The organism is Streptomyces sp. NPDC030814 (assembly GCF_055572155.1).
On sequence record NZ_JBVIDX010000023.1, the window covers coordinates 101,117 to 121,212 of the forward strand.

A 20,096-nucleotide genomic window follows, 5' to 3' on the forward strand; every position below is an offset into this window, starting at 1 on the left:
GAGCCATGAACATCTGCGTCTTCCTCTCCGCCGCCGACCTCGCCGACCACTACACCCGCCCCGCCCGGGAGTTCGCGAAGCTCATCGGCAAGGGCGGCCACACCCTGGTGTGGGGAGGCTCGGACGTCGGGCTGATGAAGGTGGTCGCCGACGGAGTGCAGGAGGCGGGCGGCAGACTCCTCGGCGTCTCGGTGGAGTTCCTGGCGGCCAAGGCGCGGTCCGGCACCGACGAGATGGTCATCGCCCGCGACCTCGCCGAGCGCAAGCGGCTCCTCCTGGAGAAGGCCGACGCGGTCGTGATCATGGTCGGTGGCACCGGCACGCTCGACGAGGCGACCGAGATCCTGGAACTGAAGAAGCACGGCCACACCGACAAACCGGTGGTGCTCCTCAACACGGCGGGCTTCTACGACGGCCTCAAGGAGCAGTTCCGGCGTATGGAGGACGAGGGCTTCCTGCCCCGCCCCCTCGCCGACCTGGTGTTCTTCGCGGAGGAGCCGGTGGGGGCGATGGCGTACCTTGAGGAGAGCCAGGGGATCGAATAACCGAGGGGCACTCTCCGCGCACCGGCCGCCCCGGGGTGATGCGAGCATGACCGCATGGCTACTCATGTGATCACCGGAGCGGGTTCCGGCATCGGCGAGGCCGTGGCCCGCCGTCTGCACGAGCGCGGCGACGACCTCGTGCTGCACGCGCGCGACGCGGGCCGCGCGAAGGAACTGGCGGCGCGGTTCCCGGGGGCGAAGACCCTGGTCGGCGATCTCGCGGACCCGGACAAGCTCTCCTGGGCCTTCTCCCACCAGACGCTGCCCGACCGTGTGGACTCCCTGCTGCACATCGCCGGGGTGATCGACCTCGGCCGGGTCGGCGACCTCACCCCCAAGTCCTGGCGCCACCAGCTCAACGTCAACCTGATCGCCCCTGCCGAGCTGACCCGGCACTTCCTGCCCCAGCTGCGTGCCGCCCGAGGTCACGTCGTGTTCGTCAACTCCGGCTCGGGACTGCACGCCTACGCGGACTGGTCCGCCTACGCCGCCTCCAAGCACGGTCTGAAGGCCCTCGCCGACTCCCTCCGCCACGAGGAGCACGGCAACGGGGTCCGGGTCACGACGGTCTACCCGGGCCGCACGGCCAGCCCCATGCAGGCGAAGGTCCACCAGCAGGAGGGCAAGGAGTACGACCCGTCCCGGTGGATCGCCCCCGAGTCCGTCGCCACGACGATCCTCATGGCGCTGGACCTCCCCCGGGACGCCGAGGTCAACGACCTGACGGTCCGCCCCGGCCGCTGAGGTGTGCCTGCCGGGCGCCCAGTAGCTCGGGGGGCGGGGCTTCGTCGGCGGGTGCGGGTTCGTCGTGGCCGTTCGCGCAGTTCCCCGCGCCCCTGAAGGGAACGGGCCTGCGGCCCGCCCCTTCATGAAAAGCACGGGGCGCAGCCCCGGACGCTTTTCAGGGGCGCGGGCAACTGCGCGACAAGCCCCCACCCACCCGCACAACCCTCGGCCCAAGAACACCTACGCTTCGACGTGTGAACGAACACTTCGACTTCGGCCCCGCCACCGGCATCGGCTCCATGCCCGGCGGCGACGCCAGAGAGGCCGCCAAGACCACCACCGGCACCTTCGAGTGGCCGGACACGGGCATGCCGTACCTGCCCGAACTCCCCGCCCGCGGCCCCGGCGCCGACATGATCGGCCGCACCGCCGGTCTGCTCGTCGAGCTGTACGCGCGCGTGGAGCCCAGCGGCTGGCGACTCGGCGACCGTCCCGGCCGTGACACCAAGCGGGCCGTCTCCTGGCTCGGCGAGGACCTGGACGCACTGGAGGAGTTCACCCAGGGCTACGAAGGCCCGCTCAAGGTGCAGGCCGTCGGCCCGTGGACCCTCGCCGCCGCGCTGGAGCTGAAGAACGGCGAGGCGGCCCTCTCCGACCCCGGCGCCTGCCGCGACCTCGCCGGCTCGCTCGGGGAGGGCCTGCGTCTGCACCTCGCGGAGATACGGCGCCGCGTACCCGGCGCCCGCGTCGTCCTCCAGCTCGACGAACCCTCCCTGATGGCCGTGCTGCGCGGCCAGGTGAGGACCGCCAGCGGCTACCGCACCCACCGCGCCGTGGACCGTCAGGTCGTCGAGGCCACCCTCCGCGACGTCATCGGCGTCCACACCGAACCGGGGGCGGTCGTCGTGCACTCCTGCGCCCCCGACGTACCGTTCGCGCTGCTCCGCAGGGCCGGTGCCGCCGCGATCTCCTTCGACTTCTCGCTCCTCACCGAGCGTGACGACGACGCGATCGGGGAAGCCGTGGAAGACGGCACGAAGCTGCTGGCAGGTGTCGTGCCGACCACGGAGGGCCCATTGTCAGACCCTGCCGGTAGCGTCATGGGTGTCAGGACGTTGTGGCGCAGGCTGGGGCTGCGTCCGGGGCTTCTCGCGGACGCCGTCACGGTCACTCCGTCGTGCGGGCTCGCCGGGGTCTCCCCGGGGTACGCGCGCCGGGCGCTCGCCCACTGCGTCAAGGCGGCGAGATCCCTCGCGGACAACCCAGAGTAACGGGAGGACAACACGGTGGCCGGCGACATGGACGCACAGACTGCCCCGACCGCAGTATCCGTACCCAGCGAGGCGCCGGTGCCTGCCGAGGCCCGGGAGAAGCACGCGCGCCTCGCCGAGCAGATCGAGGAGCACCGCTTCCGGTACTACGTGAAGGACGCCCCCGTCATCAGCGACGCGGAGTTCGACCGGCTCCTGCGTTCCCTGGAGGCGCTGGAGGAGGAGCACCCCGAGCTGCGCACCCCCGACTCGCCGACCCAGAAGGTCGCGGGCGCGTACGCGACGGAGTTCACCGCCGTCCAGCACCGCGAGCGCATGCTCTCCCTGGACAACGCCTTCACCGACCAGGAGTTGGCGGCCTGGGCCGAGCGCGTCGCCAAGGACGTCGGCACCTCCGCCTACCACCTGCTGTGCGAGCTCAAGGTGGACGGCCTCGCCGTCAACCTCACCTACGAGCACGGCCGCCTCACCCGCGCCGCCACCCGCGGCGACGGCCGCACCGGCGAGGACATCACACCGAACGTCCGCACGATCGCCGAGATCCCGGACCGGCTGAACGGCGACAAGGTCCCCGACCTCGTCGAGATCCGCGGCGAGGTCTACTTCCCGATGGAGAAGTTCGAGGAGCTCAACGCCCGCCTGATCGCCGCCGGCGACAAGCCCTTCGCCAACCCGCGCAACGCGGCGGCCGGTTCGCTGCGCCAGAAGGACCCGCGCGTCACCGCCACCCGCCCCCTCCACATGGTGGTGCACGGCATCGGCGCCCTGGAGGGCTTCGAAGGCGGCCTCACCCGCCTCTCCCAGGCCTACGACCTGCTCAAGTCCTGGGGGCTGCCCACCGCCCGGCACAACCGCGTGGTCGACGACCTCGACGGCGTAAGGGAGTTCATCACCCACTTCGGTGAGAACCGCCACTCGGTCGAGCACGAGATCGACGGCGCCGTCGTCAAGCTCGACGAGATCCCGCTCCAGGGCCGCCTCGGCTCCACCTCCCGCGCCCCCCGCTGGGCCATCGCGTACAAATACGCGCCGGAGGAGGTCAACACCAGGCTCGTCAACATCCGTGTGGGCGTGGGGCGCACGGGCCGGGTGACGCCCTACGCCCAGGTCGAGCCGGTCACGGTGGCGGGCTCGGAGGTCGAGTTCGCCACCCTGCACAACCAGGACGTGGTCAAGGCCAAGGGCGTCCTCATCGGCGACACGGTGGTGCTGCGCAAGGCCGGTGACGTCATCCCCGAGATCCTCGGGCCGGTCGTCGACCTGCGCGACGGCAGCGAGCGTGAGTTCGTGATGCCCGCCGAGTGCCCCGAGTGCGGTACGCCGCTGGCGCCCGCCAAGGAGGGCGACGTCGACCTGCGCTGCCCCAACTCCCGCAGCTGCCCCGCCCAGTTGCGGGAACGGCTCTTCTACCTGGCCGGACGCAAGTGCCTGGACATCGAGCACTTCGGCTATGTCGCCGCCGCCGCGCTCACCAAGCCGCTGGAGCCGTCCGACCCGCCGCTGATCGACGAGGGCGACCTGTTCGACCTCACCGTCGAGCAGTTGCTGCCCATCAAGGCGTACGTCCTCGACCAGGACAGCGGTCTGCCCAAGCGCGACCCGAAGACCGGCGAGGAGAAGATCGCCACGGTCTTCGCCAACCAGGAGGGCGCGCCCAGGAAGAACGCGGTCGCGATGCTGGAGAACATCCAGGCGGCCAAGGAGCGCCCGCTCGCGAGAATCCTGACCGGTCTGTCCATCCGGCACGTCGGACCCGTGGCCGCCGAGGCGCTCGCTCGCGCGTTCCGCTCGATCGACCGCATCGAGCAGGCCACCGAGGAGGAGCTCAAGAACACCGACGGCGTCGGCCCGATCGTGGCCGCCGCGGTCAAGCAGTGGTTCGCCGAGGAGTGGCACCGCGAGATCATTCGCAAATGGAAGGCCGCCGGCGTCCGGATGGAGGACGAGGGAGCCGGCGAGGACGAAGGGCCGCGCCCGCTCGAAGGGCTCACCGTCGTCGTGACCGGCACGCTCGAACACCACACCCGGGACGGCGCGAAGGAGGCACTGCAGAGCCGCGGAGCGAAAGTGACCGGCTCGGTTTCGAAGAAGACCTCGTTCGTGGTGGTCGGCGACAACCCGGGCTCCAAGTACGACAAGGCGATGCAGCTCAAGGTTCCGGTCCTGAACGAGGACGGTTTCGCGGTTCTGCTCGAACAAGGATCTGAAGCGGCGTCGGAAATGGCGCTTCCGACCACGGAGTAGGGGTTGAAGGCCACCCGTTCGGCGCATACCAGATGCATATGGGTGGCTGGTCGCATTCGGGCAACCGTCGTCGACCGCTGCCCGTGAAAGCCTTGTGCGGCCTACTGTTGAGGTGTGCGCCTGCCGTGCCCGGCCGCGTGGCGGGTTCTCGGACGCGGTGCCGCCCCGGAGTGTCGGGAGCAACGGGCCGCGTGGCGTGGGCACCGCCGGCTGTGAGAGGGACGGGAATGGAACCGACCGAGAGCGTCGCCCCGGACTCACGGCTGCGCCTGCGCCGGGTGTCCGGGGTCTGGCGACGGGGGCGCTCCCTGCTCATGGGGGGACGCCCGTTCGAGGGAACCCGGGAGCGGGTCGGAGGCCGGGAACCGACGGCGGACACCCGAGCGGAGCAGTCGCAGGGCCGAGCGGTCGCCGCCGCGCCCGGCATCCTCGTACCGGCCCCGGCCCAGCTCGCGGCCGGCACCGGAACCGGCATCACCGCACCCGTCACCGCCAGGGTGGGTGACGGCCGAGGTCACGCCCTGCCGGGCCACGACAGCGAGCGCCACCTGTCCTGGCCCGCCCTGCCCGCCGCGATCGTGGGCCTCGCCGGAGTCATCCTGGGCGCCGGTTTCTACCGGGCCTTCGCAGGACAGCACGCGCTCTTCCCGGCCGGAGCGGTCGGCTGGTCCCTCGCCCTGCTGAGCGGCATCATCGTCGGTCACCTCGTCGCCATGGGCCGCGCCCGCTGGTGGGGCGGCACCGGATCCGGCGCCGCCCTCACCCTCGCCGTCCTGCTCCTCTACGGCTGGCTCCCGGCCGGCATGGTCAGCCTCACTGTCGTCGTCCTCGTCGGCATCGCCCGCCGGGGCCGCTGGCGGCACGGCGTGCTGCACGGCGCCGTCGACATCCTCGGCATCGGCGCCGGAGCCCTGGTCCTGCGCGTCTTCGGCCGGGTCCCCTCGGTCGAGCAGCCCTGGGACCCGGAGACCTGGAACCTGTACGCCGCGCCCCAGGTGGCGCTCGTCGCCGTCGCCTACCTCGCGGTCACCCGCGCCCTACTCTGGCACCTGGCCGCGCCGCGCGGCGGCGTCCCCACGGTCGCCCGCACCGCCCTGGTCAGGCAGGGGCTCGTCGCCGTCGCCCTGTTCGGTATCGCGCCCCTCGTCTGCGTCGTCGCCACGGCCCAGCCGCTGCTGCTGCCGCTCTTCGCCATCCCGCTCATCGCGCTGGACTCCACCCTGTGGATCGCGCGCGCCCGGGCGGAGGAGCAGCTCCGTGACCCGCTCACCGGCCTGCCCAACCGCCAGTGGCTGCTCGAACGGACCTGGACCGCCCTGGACGACGCCGAACGCATCGGCGCGCGCACGGCCCTGATGCTGATCGACCTCGACCGCTTCCGGTCCGTCAACGACACGCTCGGGCATCTCGCGGGCGACCGGCTGCTGTTGCAGATAGCCGACCGGCTGCGGGTCGCGCTGCCGAGGGGAGCGGAGGCCGCACGGCTCGGCGGCGACGAGTTCGCCGTCCTGCTGCCCGTCGCCGACTCCACCACCTCCGCCTCACGCGTCGCCCGCAACCTCGTCGCCGCGCTCGGCTCACCGCTGGATCTCGACGGGCTCACCCTCGTCCTGGAGGCCAGCGCCGGGCTCGCCGTCTTCCCCGACCACGCGCTCGACGCGGAGGGGCTGCTCAGGCGGGCGGACGTGGCGATGTACCAGGCCAAACGGGACCGCACCGGCGTCGAGGTCTACGAGTCCAAGCGGGACTCGAACACCCCTGACCGGCTCGGGCTCCTCGGCGACCTGCGGCGCGCGCTCGACGCGCAGGAGGTCGAGCTGCACTACCAGCCGAAGGTCCGCTTCGACGGACAGGTGGCCGGTCTCGAGGCGCTGGTGCGGTGGGTGCACCCCGAGCGGGGGAAGGTGCCGCCGGACGAGTTCATAGCGATCGCCGAGTCGTCCGGGCTGATGCCGCACCTCACCGAGTACGTCCTGGAGACGGCCCTCGGTCAGGTGGCCCGCTGGCGCGCCCAGGGACTGCACGTACCGGTCGCCGTGAACGTGTCGCCCCGCGACGTCCACACCCCCGGCTTCGCGGGGGCGGTGGCCGCGCGACTGGCCCGCCACGGGGTGCCCGCGGGGGCGCTCCAGCTGGAGATAACGGAACACGTGCTGCTGGAGGACCCGCAGCGGGCCGCGGACACCCTGGCCGGGCTGACCGGTCACGGGGTGAAGATGTCGCTGGACGACTTCGGGACCGGGTACTCGTCCCTGGTCCACCTGCGGCGGCTGCCCGTGAGCGAGCTGAAGATCGACCGGTCGTTCGTGGCCCGGCTCGCGGTCGACACGGAGGACGCGGAGATCGTGCGCTGCACCGTCGACCTCGCGCATTCGCTGGGCCTGCTCGTCGTCGCGGAAGGGGTCGAGGACGACGAGACGTGGGAGCGGTTGCGCGACCTGGGCTGCGATGCGGTCCAGGGGTGGCTGGTCGCGGCGGCGATGCCGCCGGAGGAGACCACGGCGTGGCTCCGGGCCCGTGGCTCCCGAGGCTGGCAGCGCCCCGCGGCGGCCCTGCCTGCGGCGACGGCGGACGAGTAACCGCAGGGCGCGCACGAGGGAGGGACCGAGGGCGCGTCGGCGACTGCGGGTGAGTGGGGGCCGTTCGCGCAGTTCCCCGCGCCCCTGAAGGGAACGGGCCTGCGGCCCGCCCTTCAGCTGAAAAGCACCGGGCGCAGCCCCGGTCGCTTTTCAGGGGCGCGGGGAACTGCGCGAGAAACCACGACGTAGCCGCACCCGCCAAAACCACACGCACCCCCAACCCCATGGGCGCCCGGCCGGGCCCGCGCAGCAAACCCGTGCACGGTCACACCGCCCCGCCCCATAGGATTGGCGCCAAACCACATCGCACTCACCCCAGAGGATCGCTGCATGCCTGGCATCACGCGCGAGGAGGTCGCCCACCTCGCCCGGCTGGCGCGTCTGGAGCTGAAGCCCGAAGAGCTCGACCACTTCGCAGGCCAGCTGGACGACATCATCGGCGCGGTCGCCCGCGTCAGCGAGGTCGCCGACCAAGACGTCCCGCCGACCTCGCACCCGCTGCCGCTGACCAACGTCATGCGCGCGGACGAGGTCCGTCCGTCGCTCACCCCCGAGCAGGCGCTGTCCGGCGCCCCGGCCCAGGAGCAGCAGCGTTTCAAGGTGCCGCAGATCCTGGGGGAGGACTGATCACGTCATGACCGACGCCATCATCAAGCTCACCGCGGCTCAGATCGCCGCGAAGATCGCATCCGGCGAACTCACCGCCGTGGCGGTCACCGAGGCCCACCTCGCCCGGATCGAGGCCGTCGACGAGAAGGTGCACGCCTTCCTCCACGTCGACCGCGAGGGCGCCCTCGCCCAGGCCCGTGCCGTGGACGAGAAGCGGGAGCGGGGCGAGAAGCTCGGCCCGCTCGCCGGTGTGCCGCTCGCGCTCAAGGACATCTTCACCACGGTCGGCGTTCCGACCACCGTGGGCTCGAAGATCCTCGAAGGGTGGATCCCGCCCTACGACGCCACGCTCACCAAGAGGCTGAAGGACGCGGACGTCGTCATCCTCGGCAAGACCAACATGGACGAGTTCGCCATGGGGTCCAGCACCGAGAACAGCGCGTACGGCCCGACCGGCAACCCCTGGGACCTCACCCGGATCCCCGGCGGCTCCGGCGGCGGTTCCTCCGCCTCCCTCGCCTCCTTCCAGGCGCCCCTCGCCATCGGCACCGACACCGGCGGCTCCATCCGCCAGCCGGCCGCCGTCACCGGCACGGTCGGTGTGAAGCCGACGTACGGGGCCGTCTCCCGGTACGGCATGGTCGCCTTCTCGTCCTCCCTCGACCAGGGCGGGCCCTGCGCCCGTACGGTCCTGGACGCGGCGCTCCTCCACGAGGTCATCGCCGGTCACGACCCGATGGACTCCACCTCCATCGACGCGCCGGTCCCGCCGGTCGTCGAGGCCGCCCGCAACGGCTCGGTCGCCGGGATGCGCGTGGGAGTCGTCAAGCAGTTCCGCGGCGAGGGCTACCAGGCCGGTGTGGTCCAGCGGTTCGACGAGTCCGTCGAGTTGCTTCGGGAGCTGGGCGCCGAGATCGTCGAGCTGGACTGCCCGTCGTTCGACCTGGCGCTGGCCGCGTACTACCTGATCGCGCCGAGCGAGTGCTCCTCGAACCTCGCCCGCTTCGACGGGCTCCGCTACGGCCTCCGTACCGGCGACGACGGCTCGCACTCCGCGGAGGAGGTCACCTCCCTCACCCGTGAGGCGGGCTTCGGCCCCGAGGTGAAGCGCCGCATCATGCTCGGCACGTACGCGCTCAGCTCCGGCTACTACGACGCGTACTACGGCAGCGCCCAGAAGGTCCGTACGCTCATCACCCGCGACTTCGAGAAGTCGTTCGAGAAGGTGGATGTCATCGTCTCCCCGACGACGCCGACCACCGCCTTCCCGATCGGTGAGCGCGCCGACGACCCGATGGCGATGTACCTCGCCGACCTGTGCACCATCCCGACCAACCTCGCGGGCAACGCCGCGATGTCCCTGCCCTGCGGTCTCGCGCCGGAGGACGGGCTGCCGGTCGGACTCCAGATCATCGCCCCGGCCCTGAAGGACGACCGTCTCTACAAGGTCGGCGCCGCTGTCGAGGCCGCCTTCGTGGAAAGGTGGGGGCACCCGCTGCTCGAGGAGGCTCCGTCGCTGTGAGTGCACTGACCAAGGCCAAGGGCTTCAAGAAGTCCAGGTCCGGCACGTATCTGTCCATGGCCGCGACGGCGTTCGGCGCGATCGGTGTCGCCAAGCGGCTCAAGACCGCCCGTGCCGAGAAGGACACCCTGGTCCTGATCGACGCCACCGTGTCCGCCGTAGCCATCGTCACCGGCCTCGCCATCCTCTACCGCGAGCTGAAGCGGCTGGGCGACGACGACGTCCTGCTGGGCTGAGAGGGAAGTTTCACCGTGACCACCACGACCGACCTGGTGTCGTACGAGGACGCACTCGCGTCGTACGACCCCGTCATGGGCCTCGAGGTCCATGTCGAACTCGGCACCAAGACGAAGATGTTCTGCGGCTGCTCGACCGAACTCGGTCAGGACGCCAACACGCAGACCTGCCCCGTCTGCCTCGGCCTGCCCGGTGCGCTCCCCGTCGTCAACGCGACCGGCGTGGAGTCCGCCATCAAGATCGGTCTCGCGCTGAACTGCGAGATCGCCGAGTGGTGCCGCTTCGCCCGGAAGAACTACTTCTATCCGGACATGCCGAAGAACTTCCAGACCTCCCAGTACGACGAGCCGATCGCCTTCAACGGCTACCTCGACGTGCAGCTGGAGGACGGCGAGGTCTTCCGCGTGGAGATCGAGCGCGCGCACATGGAGGAGGACACCGGCAAGTCGACCCACGTCGGTGGCGCGACGGGCCGTATCCACGGCGCCTCGCACTCGCTCCTCGACTACAACCGCGCCGGCATCCCGCTCATCGAGATCGTCACCAAGCCGATCGTCGGTGCCGGGGAGCGCGCGCCGGAGGTCGCCAAGGCGTACGTCCGTGAGCTGCGCGAGGTCATCAAGGCGCTCGGCGTCTCGGAGGCCCGTATGGAGATGGGCCAGATGCGCTGCGACGTGAACCTGTCGCTGCGCCCGCACGGCACCGAGAAGTTCGGCACCCGCTCGGAGACGAAGAACGTGAACTCGCTGCGGTCCGTGGAGCGCGCGGCCCGCTTCGAGATCCAGCGGCACGCGGCCGTCCTGAGCAGTGGCGGGACGATCATCCAGGAGACCCGGCACTTCCACGAGGACACGGGGTCCACGACCTCCGGCCGCGTGAAGGAGGAGGCCGAGGACTACCGGTACTTCCCGGAGCCCGACCTGGTGCCGGTGGCGCCCTCGCGCGAGTGGGTCGAGGAGATCCGGTCCGCGCTGCCCGAGCTGCCGCTGGTCCGCCGCAACCGGCTCCGCGAGGAGTGGGCCGTCAGCGGCACCGACATGCAGGCCATCCTCAACGCCGGTGCGCTGGAGCCGATCGTCGCCACCATCGAGGCCGGGGCGGACGCCGCCTCCGCGCGCAAGTGGTGGATGGGCGAGCTGGCCCGCAGCGCCAACGAGTCGGGCAAGGCACTCGACGAGCTGGCGATCACGCCGGCGCAGGTCGCCCGGGTCACCGAGCTGGTCGCGAAGGGTGACCTGAACGACAAGCTGGCGCGTCAGGTCATCGAGGGCGTCCTCGCGGGCGAAGGCACCCCGGACGAGGTCGTCGACAAGCGCGGTCTGAAGGTCGTCTCCGACGAGGGCGCCCTGACCACCGCGGTGGAGGAGGCCATCGCCGGCAACCCGGCCATCGCGGACAAGATCCGCGGCGGCAAGGTGGCCGCGGCCGGTGCCCTGGTCGGCGCTGTCATGAAGGCCACACGCGGTCAGGCGGACGCGGCCCGCGTCAAGGAGCTGATCCTGGAGAAGCTGGGCGTCAGCGAGGGCTGAGCGAGCGCGGGGCGAGACCGAGCGAGCGCTGAGGGCGGTGCGTGAGAGCGACGCACCGCCCTCAGGCGTGTGTACGGCCGTGACGCAGGGCGACAGAGTGCCGTCATCTGTCCTGTGAGGTGCCTCGCATCTCATGTGAGGAGACCCTCAAAGGCCCCAAATGATCAGTTTCAGGTGCAAGAGTTTCCAGGGATTGCTCATGCGTTCTTTGCGTGTCGTTCCGTTCGATCAGCGGCTGAACACGATCAAAGATCCCAAAATCACCCCCCAGGAGCACGATCCGTGGCAGCCCTAGCACGCTGGTGCGTCCGGCACCGTCTCGTCGCCGTCCTTCTGTGGCTTCTCGCCTTCGCCGGCACGGCCGCCGGCGCCGTGGCAGCGGGAGCCGCGTACTCGAACGACTACAAGACCCCCGGGACCGAGTCCAGCCGTGCCGCCGAACTCCTGAGCGAGGGCTTCCCCGGTTTCAGCGGCGACAACGCCACCGTCGTCTGGCACACCGACGACGGCTCCGTACGGGCCGCCGCCGTCGAACAGACGATGACCCGGACCCTCGACGAGATCGCCGGCCTGCCGGGTGTCGCCTCCGTCGCCGACCCGTACGACGGCGCCGGCGCCGACCGGATCAGCCGGGACGGGCACACGGCCTACGCGAGCGTGACCTTCGACAAACCCGCCGGTGACGTGGACAAGGCGCAGGCCGAGGCCGTCGTCGACACCGCGAAGGCCGCCGAGGGCCACGGGCTCCAGGTGGCGCTGGGCGGTGAGGCGATCGGGCTGACCGAGACCTCCGGGGGGCACCTCGCCGAGATCGTCGGCGTGCTCGTCGCCGCCGTGGTCCTCTTCCTCGCCTTCGGCTCGCTCGCCGCCAGTCTCCTGCCGATCGCGACGGCCCTGGTCAGCGTCGGCACCGCCTACGCGGGCATCACCCTGCTCGGGCACCTGATGACCGTCGCCGACTTCGCGCCCATGCTGGGCACTCTCATCGGCCTCGGCGTCGGCATCGACTACGCGCTGTTCATCGTCACCCGGCACCGACGCGGTCTGAAACGCGGACTGCCCGTCGAGGAGGCGGCACGGAACGCGGTCGCCACCACCGGGCGGGCCGTGGTGTTCGCGGGTGCCACCGTGTGCATAGCCCTGCTGGGCATGCTGATCCTGCGGCTGGGCTTCCTCAACGGCGTCGCGATAGCCGCCTCGCTGACCGTGGTCCTCACCGTCGCCGCCTCCGTGACGCTGCTGCCCGCGCTGCTGTCGTTCATCGGCATGCGGGCGCTCAGCCGCCGCGAACGCCGCCGCCTGGCGGAGCACGGCCCCGAGCCCGAGCTGCCCACCGGCTTCGCCGCCCGCTGGTCCGCGTTCGTCGAGCGGCACCCCAAGAAGCTCGGCGCGATCGCCCTCGTGGTCATGACCCTGCTCGCCCTGCCCACCCTCGGCCTGCGCCTGGGCACCTCCGACCAGGGCAACGACCCGAAGACGACGACCACCCGCCAGGCCTACGACCTCCTCGCCGACGGCTTCGGCCCCGGAGTGAACGGCCCGCTCACCCTGGTCACCGAGGTCGACGGCGCCGCCGACAGACTCGCGCTCGACAACCTCGACACCACGCTCCGCACCACCGAGGGCGTCTTCGCGGTCACGCCGGTGACCTACGGCGCAGGCGGCGACACCGCGTACCTCACCGTCGTCCCCGACTCCTCCCCGCAGTCCGCGAAGACCAGCGACCTGGTCGAACGGCTGCGGGACGAGGTGCTGCCGCGGGCCGAGACCGGTACCTCGCTCGACCTGCATGTCGGCGGCATGACCGCCGGGTACGACGACTTCGCGGACGTCATCGTCGGCAAACTGCCGCTGTTCGTGGGCGTCGTCATCGGCCTCGGGTGTCTGCTGCTCCTGCTCGCCTTCCGGTCCCTCGGAATCCCGCTCAAGGCCGCCGCGATGAACGTGGCCGCCGTCGCCGCCGCGTTCGGCGTGGTCGTCGCGATCTTCCAGTGGGGCTGGGGGAGCGATCTGCTCGGCCTCGGCCGGGCGGGCCCGATCGAGCCCTTCCTCCCGGTGATCATGGTCTCGGTCCTCTTCGGGCTCTCCATGGACTACCAGGTCTTCCTGGTCAGCCGGATGTACGAGGAATGGCTGGAGACCGGCGACAACCGGCGCGCGGTCCGCGTCGGCCTCGCCGAGACCAGCCGGGTGATCAACTCCGCGGCGGTCATCATGATCTCCGTCTTCCTCGCCTTCGTGCTCAGCGGCGACCGCGTGATCGCCATGTTCGGCATCGCGCTCGCCGCCGCCGTCGCCCTCGACGCCTTCGTCCTGCGTACGCTCCTCGTCCCCGCCCTGATGCACCTGCTCGGCGGCGCCAACTGGTGGCTGCCCCGCTGGCTCGACCGGCGCATGCCCCGCATCAGCATCGAGCCGCCCGAATCCCGCGCCGCCCATGAGAGGCTGGCCACCGCGACGGACGCCGAGGCGGCGGACGTACTGGCGGGGGACGTCGGACGGATACCGGGGCCACGGGCCGCCGACGCGACGGACGGACGGGCGAAGGAGCGACAGCAGGATGTACGCGATATCCCTGGGTGACGACGGAGCCGAACTGCGGCCCCTGGACCCCTGGCACGCCGAGGAGTTCCTCGCGCACCTGGAGCGGGGGCGGGAGTTCATCAACCAGTACATCCCCTTCGGCTCGACCGCCACGGACATCCCCTCCGCGCGTGCAGTCCTCCAGCGGTACGCCGACATGCGCGCCGCCGACACCGGCTCCCTGCACGGCATCTGGCTCGACGGCAAGCTGGTCGGCGGGGTCCTCTTCCTCAACTTCGACGCCGAGAACGCCAACTGCGAGGTGGGCTGCTGGCTCGAACCGGCGGGCACGGGGCGCGGGCTGGTCACCCGCGCGATGCACGTCCTCATCGACTGGGCGGTCGAGGTCCGCGGCATCCACCGCGTGGAGTGGATCGCGGCCTCCGGGAACGAACCGAGCCTGAACGTGGCCCGGCGGCTCGGGATGTCGCGGGACGGGGTGCAGCGTGAGCGCTATCCCCACCGGGGGGTCCGGCACGATCTGGAGATATGGTCCGTCCTGGCGCCCGAATGGCGTGCGGCACGAGCGCGTGGCGTGCACAGGGATCATTAAGAGACCTCTCAGACAACATCCGTACGGTGCGAGGTATGGGAACCAAGACAGTGGACGAGGCCGGAGCCGGGACGGGCGCCGAGACGAAGGTCGACGAGGAGTCGGTGGACGTGACCAGCAAGGACCCCGCCGCGCCGGCCGAGGAGCAGGACACCGCCCTCGACGAGGCCGCTGAGGCCGACGCGCGGCTCCCGCAGGCCGCCGCCAAGGCGCAACCGGGCGTCGGACAGGGCGCCGCGGGCATCGTCGCCGTGGTGCTCGGGCTCGTCTCGCTGACCGGCAGCTGGGTCGGCACCGTGGCCCAGGCCCGCAACCAGATGTTCGGGCAGTTGGAGACCGCGCAGAACGCCGACGTCGCCACGATGCTCCAGCAGTACTACGGCGACTCGTGGAACGCGAACGCCCTCGTATCCGGGATCTTCGCCCTGGTCGCGATGCTCGTCGGCGTCGCCGTCCTGGTGCGGCCCGCGTTCGGCGACCCCGACCAGGTGCAGGCCCCGTGGATCAAGTCGGTCGCGTGGGCCGGTGTCTCGGTCGGCTTCATCGGGCTGGTGCTCGCCGTCCTCAAGTACTCGGACATCCTGCTGGGCCTGCCGAACACCTGACGTAACCGCCCGGACAGGGCGCTTTCTGAGGGGCCTCAGGCCCGTCGTGAGGATCCTTACGGCGAACCTGAGGCCCCTCACCCGTTCAGGGCGCCGATCTAAGGCCCCGCGCCCGGCGAAGATGCGGAACTCTCCCGATGTGGCGGCCCCACCTCGGAGACGAAGGTTGAGGCATCGCAGCAAGCGAACCCGACCCACTCTCACCAGGGGCACGACATGTTCGAGTACGAGCAGCGGATCCGCACCGAGGAACTGATCCGCGAAGCGGAGCACTACCGCCTGGCACGCGACGCCCGCCGCGCCGGCCGCGAGGCCGCAGGCGACTCCCGGACGACGCGGAGGTCCGCGTCCCGTCCGGGCTCCGAGGAACAGGACACCGAGGACCACGGCCGGCACCGCCGCACACGCCGGTTCCGGCTGCCGCGCACCGCGTGAGCCCGGAACTCCGCACGCCCGGCACCGGGCCCCGCGAGGTGCGGATATTCGGTGCCGGAGCGCCGGACCCGCATGCGATGCTCGCCGGTGTGGAGACCAGGTCCGTCAGTCCCGTGTTCGTCGGCCGCGCCGAGGAGTTGGAGGTGCTGCGCGACGCCCTCGCCCGCGCCGCCGGCACCTCACGGATGCCCGGCGGCGGGGCAGCGGGCGAACCACAGGCGCTGCTCCTCTGCGGGGAGGCCGGAGTCGGCAAGACCCGGCTGGTGGAGGAGTTCGCCACGGCTGCCGCTCGCGAGGGAGCGGTCGTCGCGCTCGGCGGCTGTGTCGAGATCGGCGCCGACGGACTGCCCTACGCGCCCTTCTCCACCGCCCTGCGCGCCCTGCACCGTCTGCTCCCCGCCGAACTGGTCGCCGCGGCCGCCGGACAGGAACCCGAACTGGCGCGACTGCTGCCCGAGTTGGGCGAGACACCACCGACCCGGCACGACGAGGAGGGCACCGCCCGGCTCTTCGAGCTCACCGCCCGCCTCCTGGAACGCCTCGCCGCCGACCGTACCGTCCTCCTCGTCCTGGAGGACCTGCACTGGGCCGACGCCTCCACCCGCCATCTCCTCGCCTACCTGCTGCGCACCCTGCGCACCGGCCGCCTCGTCGTCCTCGCCACCTACCGCTCCGACGACATCCACCGCCGCCATCCGCTGCGCCCCCTGCTCGCCGAACTCGACCGCCTCCGCACGGTCCGCCGCATCGAACTGCGCCGCTTCAACCGCGCCGAGGTCGGCCACCAGCTCACCGGCATCCTCGCCGCAGAACCCGACCCGGCCCAGGCCGACGAGATCTTCGAACGCTCCGACGGCAACGCCTTCTTCGTCGAGGAACTCGCCGTGGCCGCCCACGACGGCGGCTGCGCCGCCCTCACCGACTCCCTGCGGGACCTGCTGCTCGTCCGCGTCGAACGGCTCCCCGAGGACGCCCAACGCGTCGCCCGCCTCGTCGCCGAAGGCGGCTCCACCGTGGAGTACCACCTGCTCGCGGCCGTCGCCGGGCTCCCCGAGGACGACCTCATCGAAGCCCTGCGAGCGGCCGTCGGCGCCAACATCCTGCTCGCCGCGCCCGGCGGCGACGGCTACCGGTTCCGCCACTCCCTGGTGCGCGAGGCCGTCAGCGACGATCTGCTCCCCGGCGAACGCTCCCGCCTCAACCGCCGCTTCGCCGAAGCCCTGGAGGCCGACCCGACCCTCGTCCCGGCCGACGGCCGCGCCACCCGCCTGGCCAGCTACTGGTACCGCGCCCATGACGCCGCCAAGGCCCTGCCCGCCGTCCTCGACGCCGCCGTCGAGGCCCGCTCCCGCCACGCCCACTCCGAGCAACTGCGGCTCCTGGAGCGGGCGATGGAGCTGTGGGACGCCGCCCCCGACGCCGTACGCTCCGCCCTGCGCCCCATCGACTACACCGAGGTCTACCCTCCCCCACTGCCTGAAGGGCGTGGGGGCACCCCCAGCGGCTGCGACCCCGCCACCACGCCCCTGCGCTACCTCGACCTCATGGCCGAGGCGGCCGTCGCGGGCCGGCTGTGCGGCGAGCGGGAACGGGCCATGCGGATCACCCGGCGGGCCCTGGACCTGCTGGCCGACGGGGGAGACCCGCTGCGCACCGCCTGGTTCTGGGTGCAGCGCTCCCTGCTGACCGAGGGCCTGTCCCGGGGCGACGGCTGGAAGGAACTCGCCACCGCCCAGGACCTCATGCGCGGCCTGCCACCGTCGGAGATGCACGCCGAGGTGCTCTCCCGCGTGGCCGGCTGGGCCATGCTCCACGCCCCCGGCCCCGACGCGCTCCGCGACGCCCAGCGCGCCGTCGAGTACGCCCGCATGGTGGGCGCCGAGGACATCGAACTCAACGCCCGCCTCACCCTCGGCGGTCTGATGGTCGACGCGGGCGACATCGACGCGGGCATCGCCGAGATGGAAGCGGTACGCAGTCGGGTCCTCGAACGCGGCCCCGCCGCCGTCGTGGGCCGCAGCCATGTCAACCTGCCCTCCAGCCTGGAGAGCGTCGGCCGCTCCCGCGAGGCCGTCCGCATCCTGCGCCAGGGACTCGACCTCACCCAGCGCATGGGCCTGTCGGACTCCGAGGCATGGGTCTGGGGCAACCTCGCCGAGTCGCTCCTCTCCCTCGGCCAGTGGGACGAGGCACTCGACGCCGCGAAGAGGTCACGGGACATCGGTCCGAGCGCCAAGCGACTCGGCGGCAGCGCCCTGTCCGTCGCCGCGATCGCCCTCGCCCGCGGCGACACCGCCGAGGCCCGACGCCAACACTCCGCCGCACAGGGCCACTTCGGCACCCACAAACCCATGCCGCAGAACAACCTGCCGCTGTCCCTCCTCGCCATCGGTATCGCCGCCGCCGAGGGCCGCCTTCCCGACGCCCGCGCCGAACTCGCGCGGGTCCTCGACACCGGCTTCCCCGTCGGCACCCAGCGGTACGCGTGGCCGCTGCTGCTCGCCGCCGCCGTCGCGGAGGCCGACGCCCGGGGGCTGCCCACCGCCGACCAGGGCCGCAAGGAGGTCCTCGACCGGATCCTCGCGGCGGTCCGGAAACTCACCACCGGCGCACCGATCTGGCTCGCCCACGAACACTGGGTACGTGCTGAACTCCAGCGTGCCGGGGGCCTGATGACCCCCGGCACCTGGTCCGAGGTCGTCACCGCCTTCGAGCCTCTTGAACGCCCCTACGACCTCGCCCGGGTTCGGCACCGCCTCGCCGAGGCCCTGCTGGCGGACGGCGCCGACGACGAGGCCCGGCACCGGGCGACGGAACTGCTGCGGTTGTCCGCCGCCGTCGCCGGTCATCTCGGCGCCCGCCCGCTCGCCGAGAGCGTCGCCCTCCTCGCCCGGCGTGCCCGCCTCCCTCTCAGCCGCGTCTCCGAGCCCGCGCTCGCGGCGGCCGACCCCGTCGCCGCCCTCGGTCTCACCGGACGCGAGCACGACGTCCTCCGCCTGGTCGCCGCCGGCCGCACCAACCGCCAGATAGCCGAGGAGCTCTTCATCTCCCCGAAGACGGCCAGCGTCCACGTCTCCAACATCCTCGCCAAGCTCAGCGTCGCAGGACGCGGTGAGGCAGCGGCCCTGGCCCACCGACTGGGGCTGTTCCCGACGGGGGCGTCGGCGAGGGCGTGAGGTGACGGTGGTCGGGGAGGGGCTGTCCGGCGTCGGGGGCTGACGCGAAGTGACGGTGCTCCACGCGAGTGCCGGGGTGATGGGGGGCGGCGGCGGTGGTCCGGCTACTTCACCTTCAGTTCCAGGATCTTGTCGTCGCCGTCCTCCGGGGAGCCACGGCCGTCCGTTTCGCTGGTGGTCAGCCAGAGTTTGTCGCCGCCGGCGGAGACGACGGTGCGCAGGCGGCCGTAGTCGCCCTCCAGGAAGGGCTGGGGATCGGCCGAGGCCTTGGTGCCCCGCAGGGGGATACGCCACAGGCGCTCGCCCTTCAGTCCGGCCATCCAGACGGAGCCCTCCGCTATCGCGATGCCGCTGGGGGAGGCGTCGTCGACGCTCCACACGGCCACCGGGTCGATGTATCCGGACTCGCCGCCCTTGCCTTCCACCTCCGGCCAGCCGTAGTTCCCACCGGGGCGGATCTGGTTCAGCTCGTCCCAGGTGTTCTGGCCGAATTCCGAGGCCCACAGGCGCTGCTTGCCGTCCCAGGCGAGGCCCTGGACGTTGCGGTGACCGTAGGAATACACCAGGGAGTTCTCGAAGGGGTTGCCCGGCGCGGGCTCGCCGTCCGGGGTCATCCGGAGGATCTTGCCGCCGAGGGACTTCTTGTCCTGGGCCAGGGGACCCTCGTAACGCTCGCCCGTGCTGGCGTACAGCATCTGGTCGGGGCCGAAGGCGATACGGCCGCCGTTGTGGTTGGTGCCCTTGGGGATGCCGCGCAGGATCGTGTCGGGGGCACCCAGCTGCTCGCCCTCGGGCTTCTGGGGGTCGTACAGCATGCGCACGATGCGGTTGTCGGACTCCGAGGTGAAGTAGGCGTAGATCATGTGGTCGGAGGCGTAGTCAGGGGAGACGGCGATGCCGAGGAGGCCGCCCTCGCCGGCCGCGGCCACGCCGGGGACCTCACCGAGTTCCGTCTTCTCGCCTGTCTCGGTGTCGATTCTGCTGATCGTGCCCTGGTCGCGGGAGGACACGAGGAGGCCGCCCTCGGGGAGGGGAGCCAGACCCCAGGGGGTGTCGAGGTTCTCGGCCACGGTGCGGACCACTTCGACCGAGCCCTTGGCGGGGGGTGCGGCCTCCTTCTCCTTGCCGCCGGAGGGTGTGGATGCGGGGGCGGAGGTGGTGGGGGAGCTGGTGGGGGTGGTCGGCTGCTCTCCGTCGTCGGAGGAACAGCCGGCCGTCAGCAGGAGCACGGTCGCGGCCAAGGTGGCCGTCACCGCTCGACGTTGCACCATCACGATCCCTTCGACGCGGAGCTTCTACTTGTCTTACACCGCGAGTGCCCCGCAGGTTCCACCTCCGGCCGATCAAGATGCTTTTTCGGCTGACGGCCCGGTTTCCTCGCCCCCGCCGCCCCTCCCCGCCCCTCCATGAGGAGCTGCCGCCCCTGCGACCCCGCGGCGGCGGCTCTTGGGTCGGGGGTGCGTGTGGCGAGTGCGGGTGCGG

At 71.6% G+C, this 20,096-nt stretch carries 15 protein-coding genes; 14 read left to right on the forward strand and 1 reads right to left on the reverse strand.

The window, feature by feature from the left end:
* Positions 1-5 precede the first annotated feature (5 nt).
* From ACZ43N_RS33755 to ACZ43N_RS33820, 14 genes are all read left to right on the forward strand, one after another.
* The gene (locus ACZ43N_RS33755) at positions 6-545 is read left to right on the forward strand and encodes an LOG family protein (RefSeq protein ID WP_468102860.1); all 540 of its coding nucleotides are present in this window, start codon (positions 6-8) and stop codon (positions 543-545) included.
* Positions 546-599: 54 nt separating this feature from the next.
* The gene (locus ACZ43N_RS33760; protein ID WP_468102861.1) at positions 600-1,289 is read left to right on the forward strand and encodes an SDR family oxidoreductase; all 690 of its coding nucleotides are present in this window, start codon (positions 600-602) and stop codon (positions 1,287-1,289) included.
* A 236-nt stretch (positions 1,290-1,525) separates the two neighbouring features.
* Complete coding sequence (locus ACZ43N_RS33765) at positions 1,526-2,542, forward strand: methionine synthase (RefSeq protein WP_468102862.1); 1,017 nt, start codon at positions 1,526-1,528, stop codon at positions 2,540-2,542.
* A 15-nt stretch (positions 2,543-2,557) separates the two neighbouring features.
* A complete protein-coding gene (gene ligA / locus ACZ43N_RS33770) occupies positions 2,558-4,786 on the forward strand; it encodes an NAD-dependent DNA ligase LigA (protein WP_468102863.1) in 2,229 nt (742 codons plus the stop codon).
* Between the two features lie 227 nt (positions 4,787-5,013).
* Positions 5,014-7,365, forward strand: coding sequence for a putative bifunctional diguanylate cyclase/phosphodiesterase (locus ACZ43N_RS33775; RefSeq protein ID WP_468102864.1), 2,352 nt, complete (start codon positions 5,014-5,016; stop codon positions 7,363-7,365).
* Between the two features lie 330 nt (positions 7,366-7,695).
* The gene (gene gatC, locus ACZ43N_RS33780) at positions 7,696-7,992 is read left to right on the forward strand and encodes an Asp-tRNA(Asn)/Glu-tRNA(Gln) amidotransferase subunit GatC (RefSeq protein WP_018531282.1); all 297 of its coding nucleotides are present in this window, start codon (positions 7,696-7,698) and stop codon (positions 7,990-7,992) included.
* A gap of 7 nt (positions 7,993-7,999) precedes the next feature.
* Positions 8,000-9,496 carry an Asp-tRNA(Asn)/Glu-tRNA(Gln) amidotransferase subunit GatA gene (gene gatA, locus ACZ43N_RS33785; RefSeq protein WP_468102865.1) on the forward strand — a complete coding sequence of 499 codons (1,497 nt, stop codon included), beginning with the start codon at positions 8,000-8,002 and terminating at the stop codon, positions 9,494-9,496.
* Positions 9,493-9,732 carry a hypothetical protein gene (locus ACZ43N_RS33790; RefSeq protein ID WP_468102866.1) on the forward strand — a complete coding sequence of 80 codons (240 nt, stop codon included), beginning with the start codon at positions 9,493-9,495 and terminating at the stop codon, positions 9,730-9,732. Before gatA ends, ACZ43N_RS33790 begins: the two co-directional genes overlap by 4 nt.
* Before the next feature lie 15 nt (positions 9,733-9,747).
* Positions 9,748-11,262, forward strand: a complete 1,515-nt coding sequence (gene gatB / locus ACZ43N_RS33795; RefSeq protein ID WP_468102867.1) for an Asp-tRNA(Asn)/Glu-tRNA(Gln) amidotransferase subunit GatB — start codon at positions 9,748-9,750, stop codon at positions 11,260-11,262.
* A 282-nt stretch (positions 11,263-11,544) separates the two neighbouring features.
* Complete coding sequence (locus ACZ43N_RS33800) at positions 11,545-13,845, forward strand: MMPL family transporter (protein ID WP_468102868.1); 2,301 nt, start codon at positions 11,545-11,547, stop codon at positions 13,843-13,845.
* The gene (locus tag ACZ43N_RS33805; protein ID WP_468102869.1) at positions 13,823-14,398 is read left to right on the forward strand and encodes a GNAT family N-acetyltransferase; all 576 of its coding nucleotides are present in this window, start codon (positions 13,823-13,825) and stop codon (positions 14,396-14,398) included. The genes ACZ43N_RS33800 and ACZ43N_RS33805 overlap by 23 nt, the downstream gene beginning before the upstream one ends.
* A 35-nt stretch (positions 14,399-14,433) precedes the next feature.
* Positions 14,434-15,003 (forward strand): hypothetical protein, encoded by a 570-nt coding sequence (locus ACZ43N_RS33810; protein ID WP_468102870.1) that lies wholly within the window; start codon positions 14,434-14,436, stop codon positions 15,001-15,003.
* 216 nt (positions 15,004-15,219) lie between these two features.
* Positions 15,220-15,438: a hypothetical protein gene (locus tag ACZ43N_RS33815; protein WP_468102871.1), complete on the forward strand. Its 219-nt coding sequence runs from the start codon at positions 15,220-15,222 to the stop codon at positions 15,436-15,438.
* A gap of 77 nt (positions 15,439-15,515) precedes the next feature.
* Positions 15,516-18,614 (forward strand): helix-turn-helix transcriptional regulator, encoded by a 3,099-nt coding sequence (locus tag ACZ43N_RS33820; RefSeq protein WP_468102884.1) that lies wholly within the window; start codon positions 15,516-15,518, stop codon positions 18,612-18,614.
* 104 nt (positions 18,615-18,718) lie between these two features.
* On the opposite strand, the gene ACZ43N_RS33825 is transcribed toward ACZ43N_RS33820, so the two are convergent.
* Complete coding sequence (locus tag ACZ43N_RS33825; protein ID WP_468102872.1) at positions 18,719-19,885, reverse strand: PQQ-dependent sugar dehydrogenase; 1,167 nt, start codon at positions 19,883-19,885, stop codon at positions 18,719-18,721.
* Between the last annotated feature and the right edge of the window lie 211 nt (positions 19,886-20,096).

What these genes read in the sequence shown, in the direction of transcription:
- ACZ43N_RS33810 (WP_468102870.1), top strand. Translation starts at nt 14,434, where the DNA reads ATGGGAACCAAGACAGTGGACGAGGCCGGAGCCGGGACGGGCGCCGAG.
- ACZ43N_RS33775 (WP_468102864.1), top strand. Translation starts at nt 5,014, where the DNA reads ATGGAACCGACCGAGAGCGTCGCCCCGGACTCACGGCTGCGCCTGCGC.
- gatC (WP_018531282.1), top strand. Translation starts at nt 7,696, where the DNA reads ATGCCTGGCATCACGCGCGAGGAGGTCGCCCACCTCGCCCGGCTGGCG.
- ACZ43N_RS33825 (WP_468102872.1), bottom strand. Translation starts at nt 19,885, where the DNA reads ATGGTGCAACGTCGAGCGGTGACGGCCACCTTGGCCGCGACCGTGCTC.
- ACZ43N_RS33755 (WP_468102860.1), top strand. Translation starts at nt 6, where the DNA reads ATGAACATCTGCGTCTTCCTCTCCGCCGCCGACCTCGCCGACCACTAC.
- ACZ43N_RS33820 (WP_468102884.1), top strand. Translation starts at nt 15,516, where the DNA reads ATGCTCGCCGGTGTGGAGACCAGGTCCGTCAGTCCCGTGTTCGTCGGC.
- ACZ43N_RS33805 (WP_468102869.1), top strand. Translation starts at nt 13,823, where the DNA reads ATGTACGCGATATCCCTGGGTGACGACGGAGCCGAACTGCGGCCCCTG.
- ACZ43N_RS33760 (WP_468102861.1), top strand. Translation starts at nt 600, where the DNA reads ATGGCTACTCATGTGATCACCGGAGCGGGTTCCGGCATCGGCGAGGCC.
- gatA (WP_468102865.1), top strand. Translation starts at nt 8,000, where the DNA reads ATGACCGACGCCATCATCAAGCTCACCGCGGCTCAGATCGCCGCGAAG.
- ACZ43N_RS33815 (WP_468102871.1), top strand. Translation starts at nt 15,220, where the DNA reads ATGTTCGAGTACGAGCAGCGGATCCGCACCGAGGAACTGATCCGCGAA.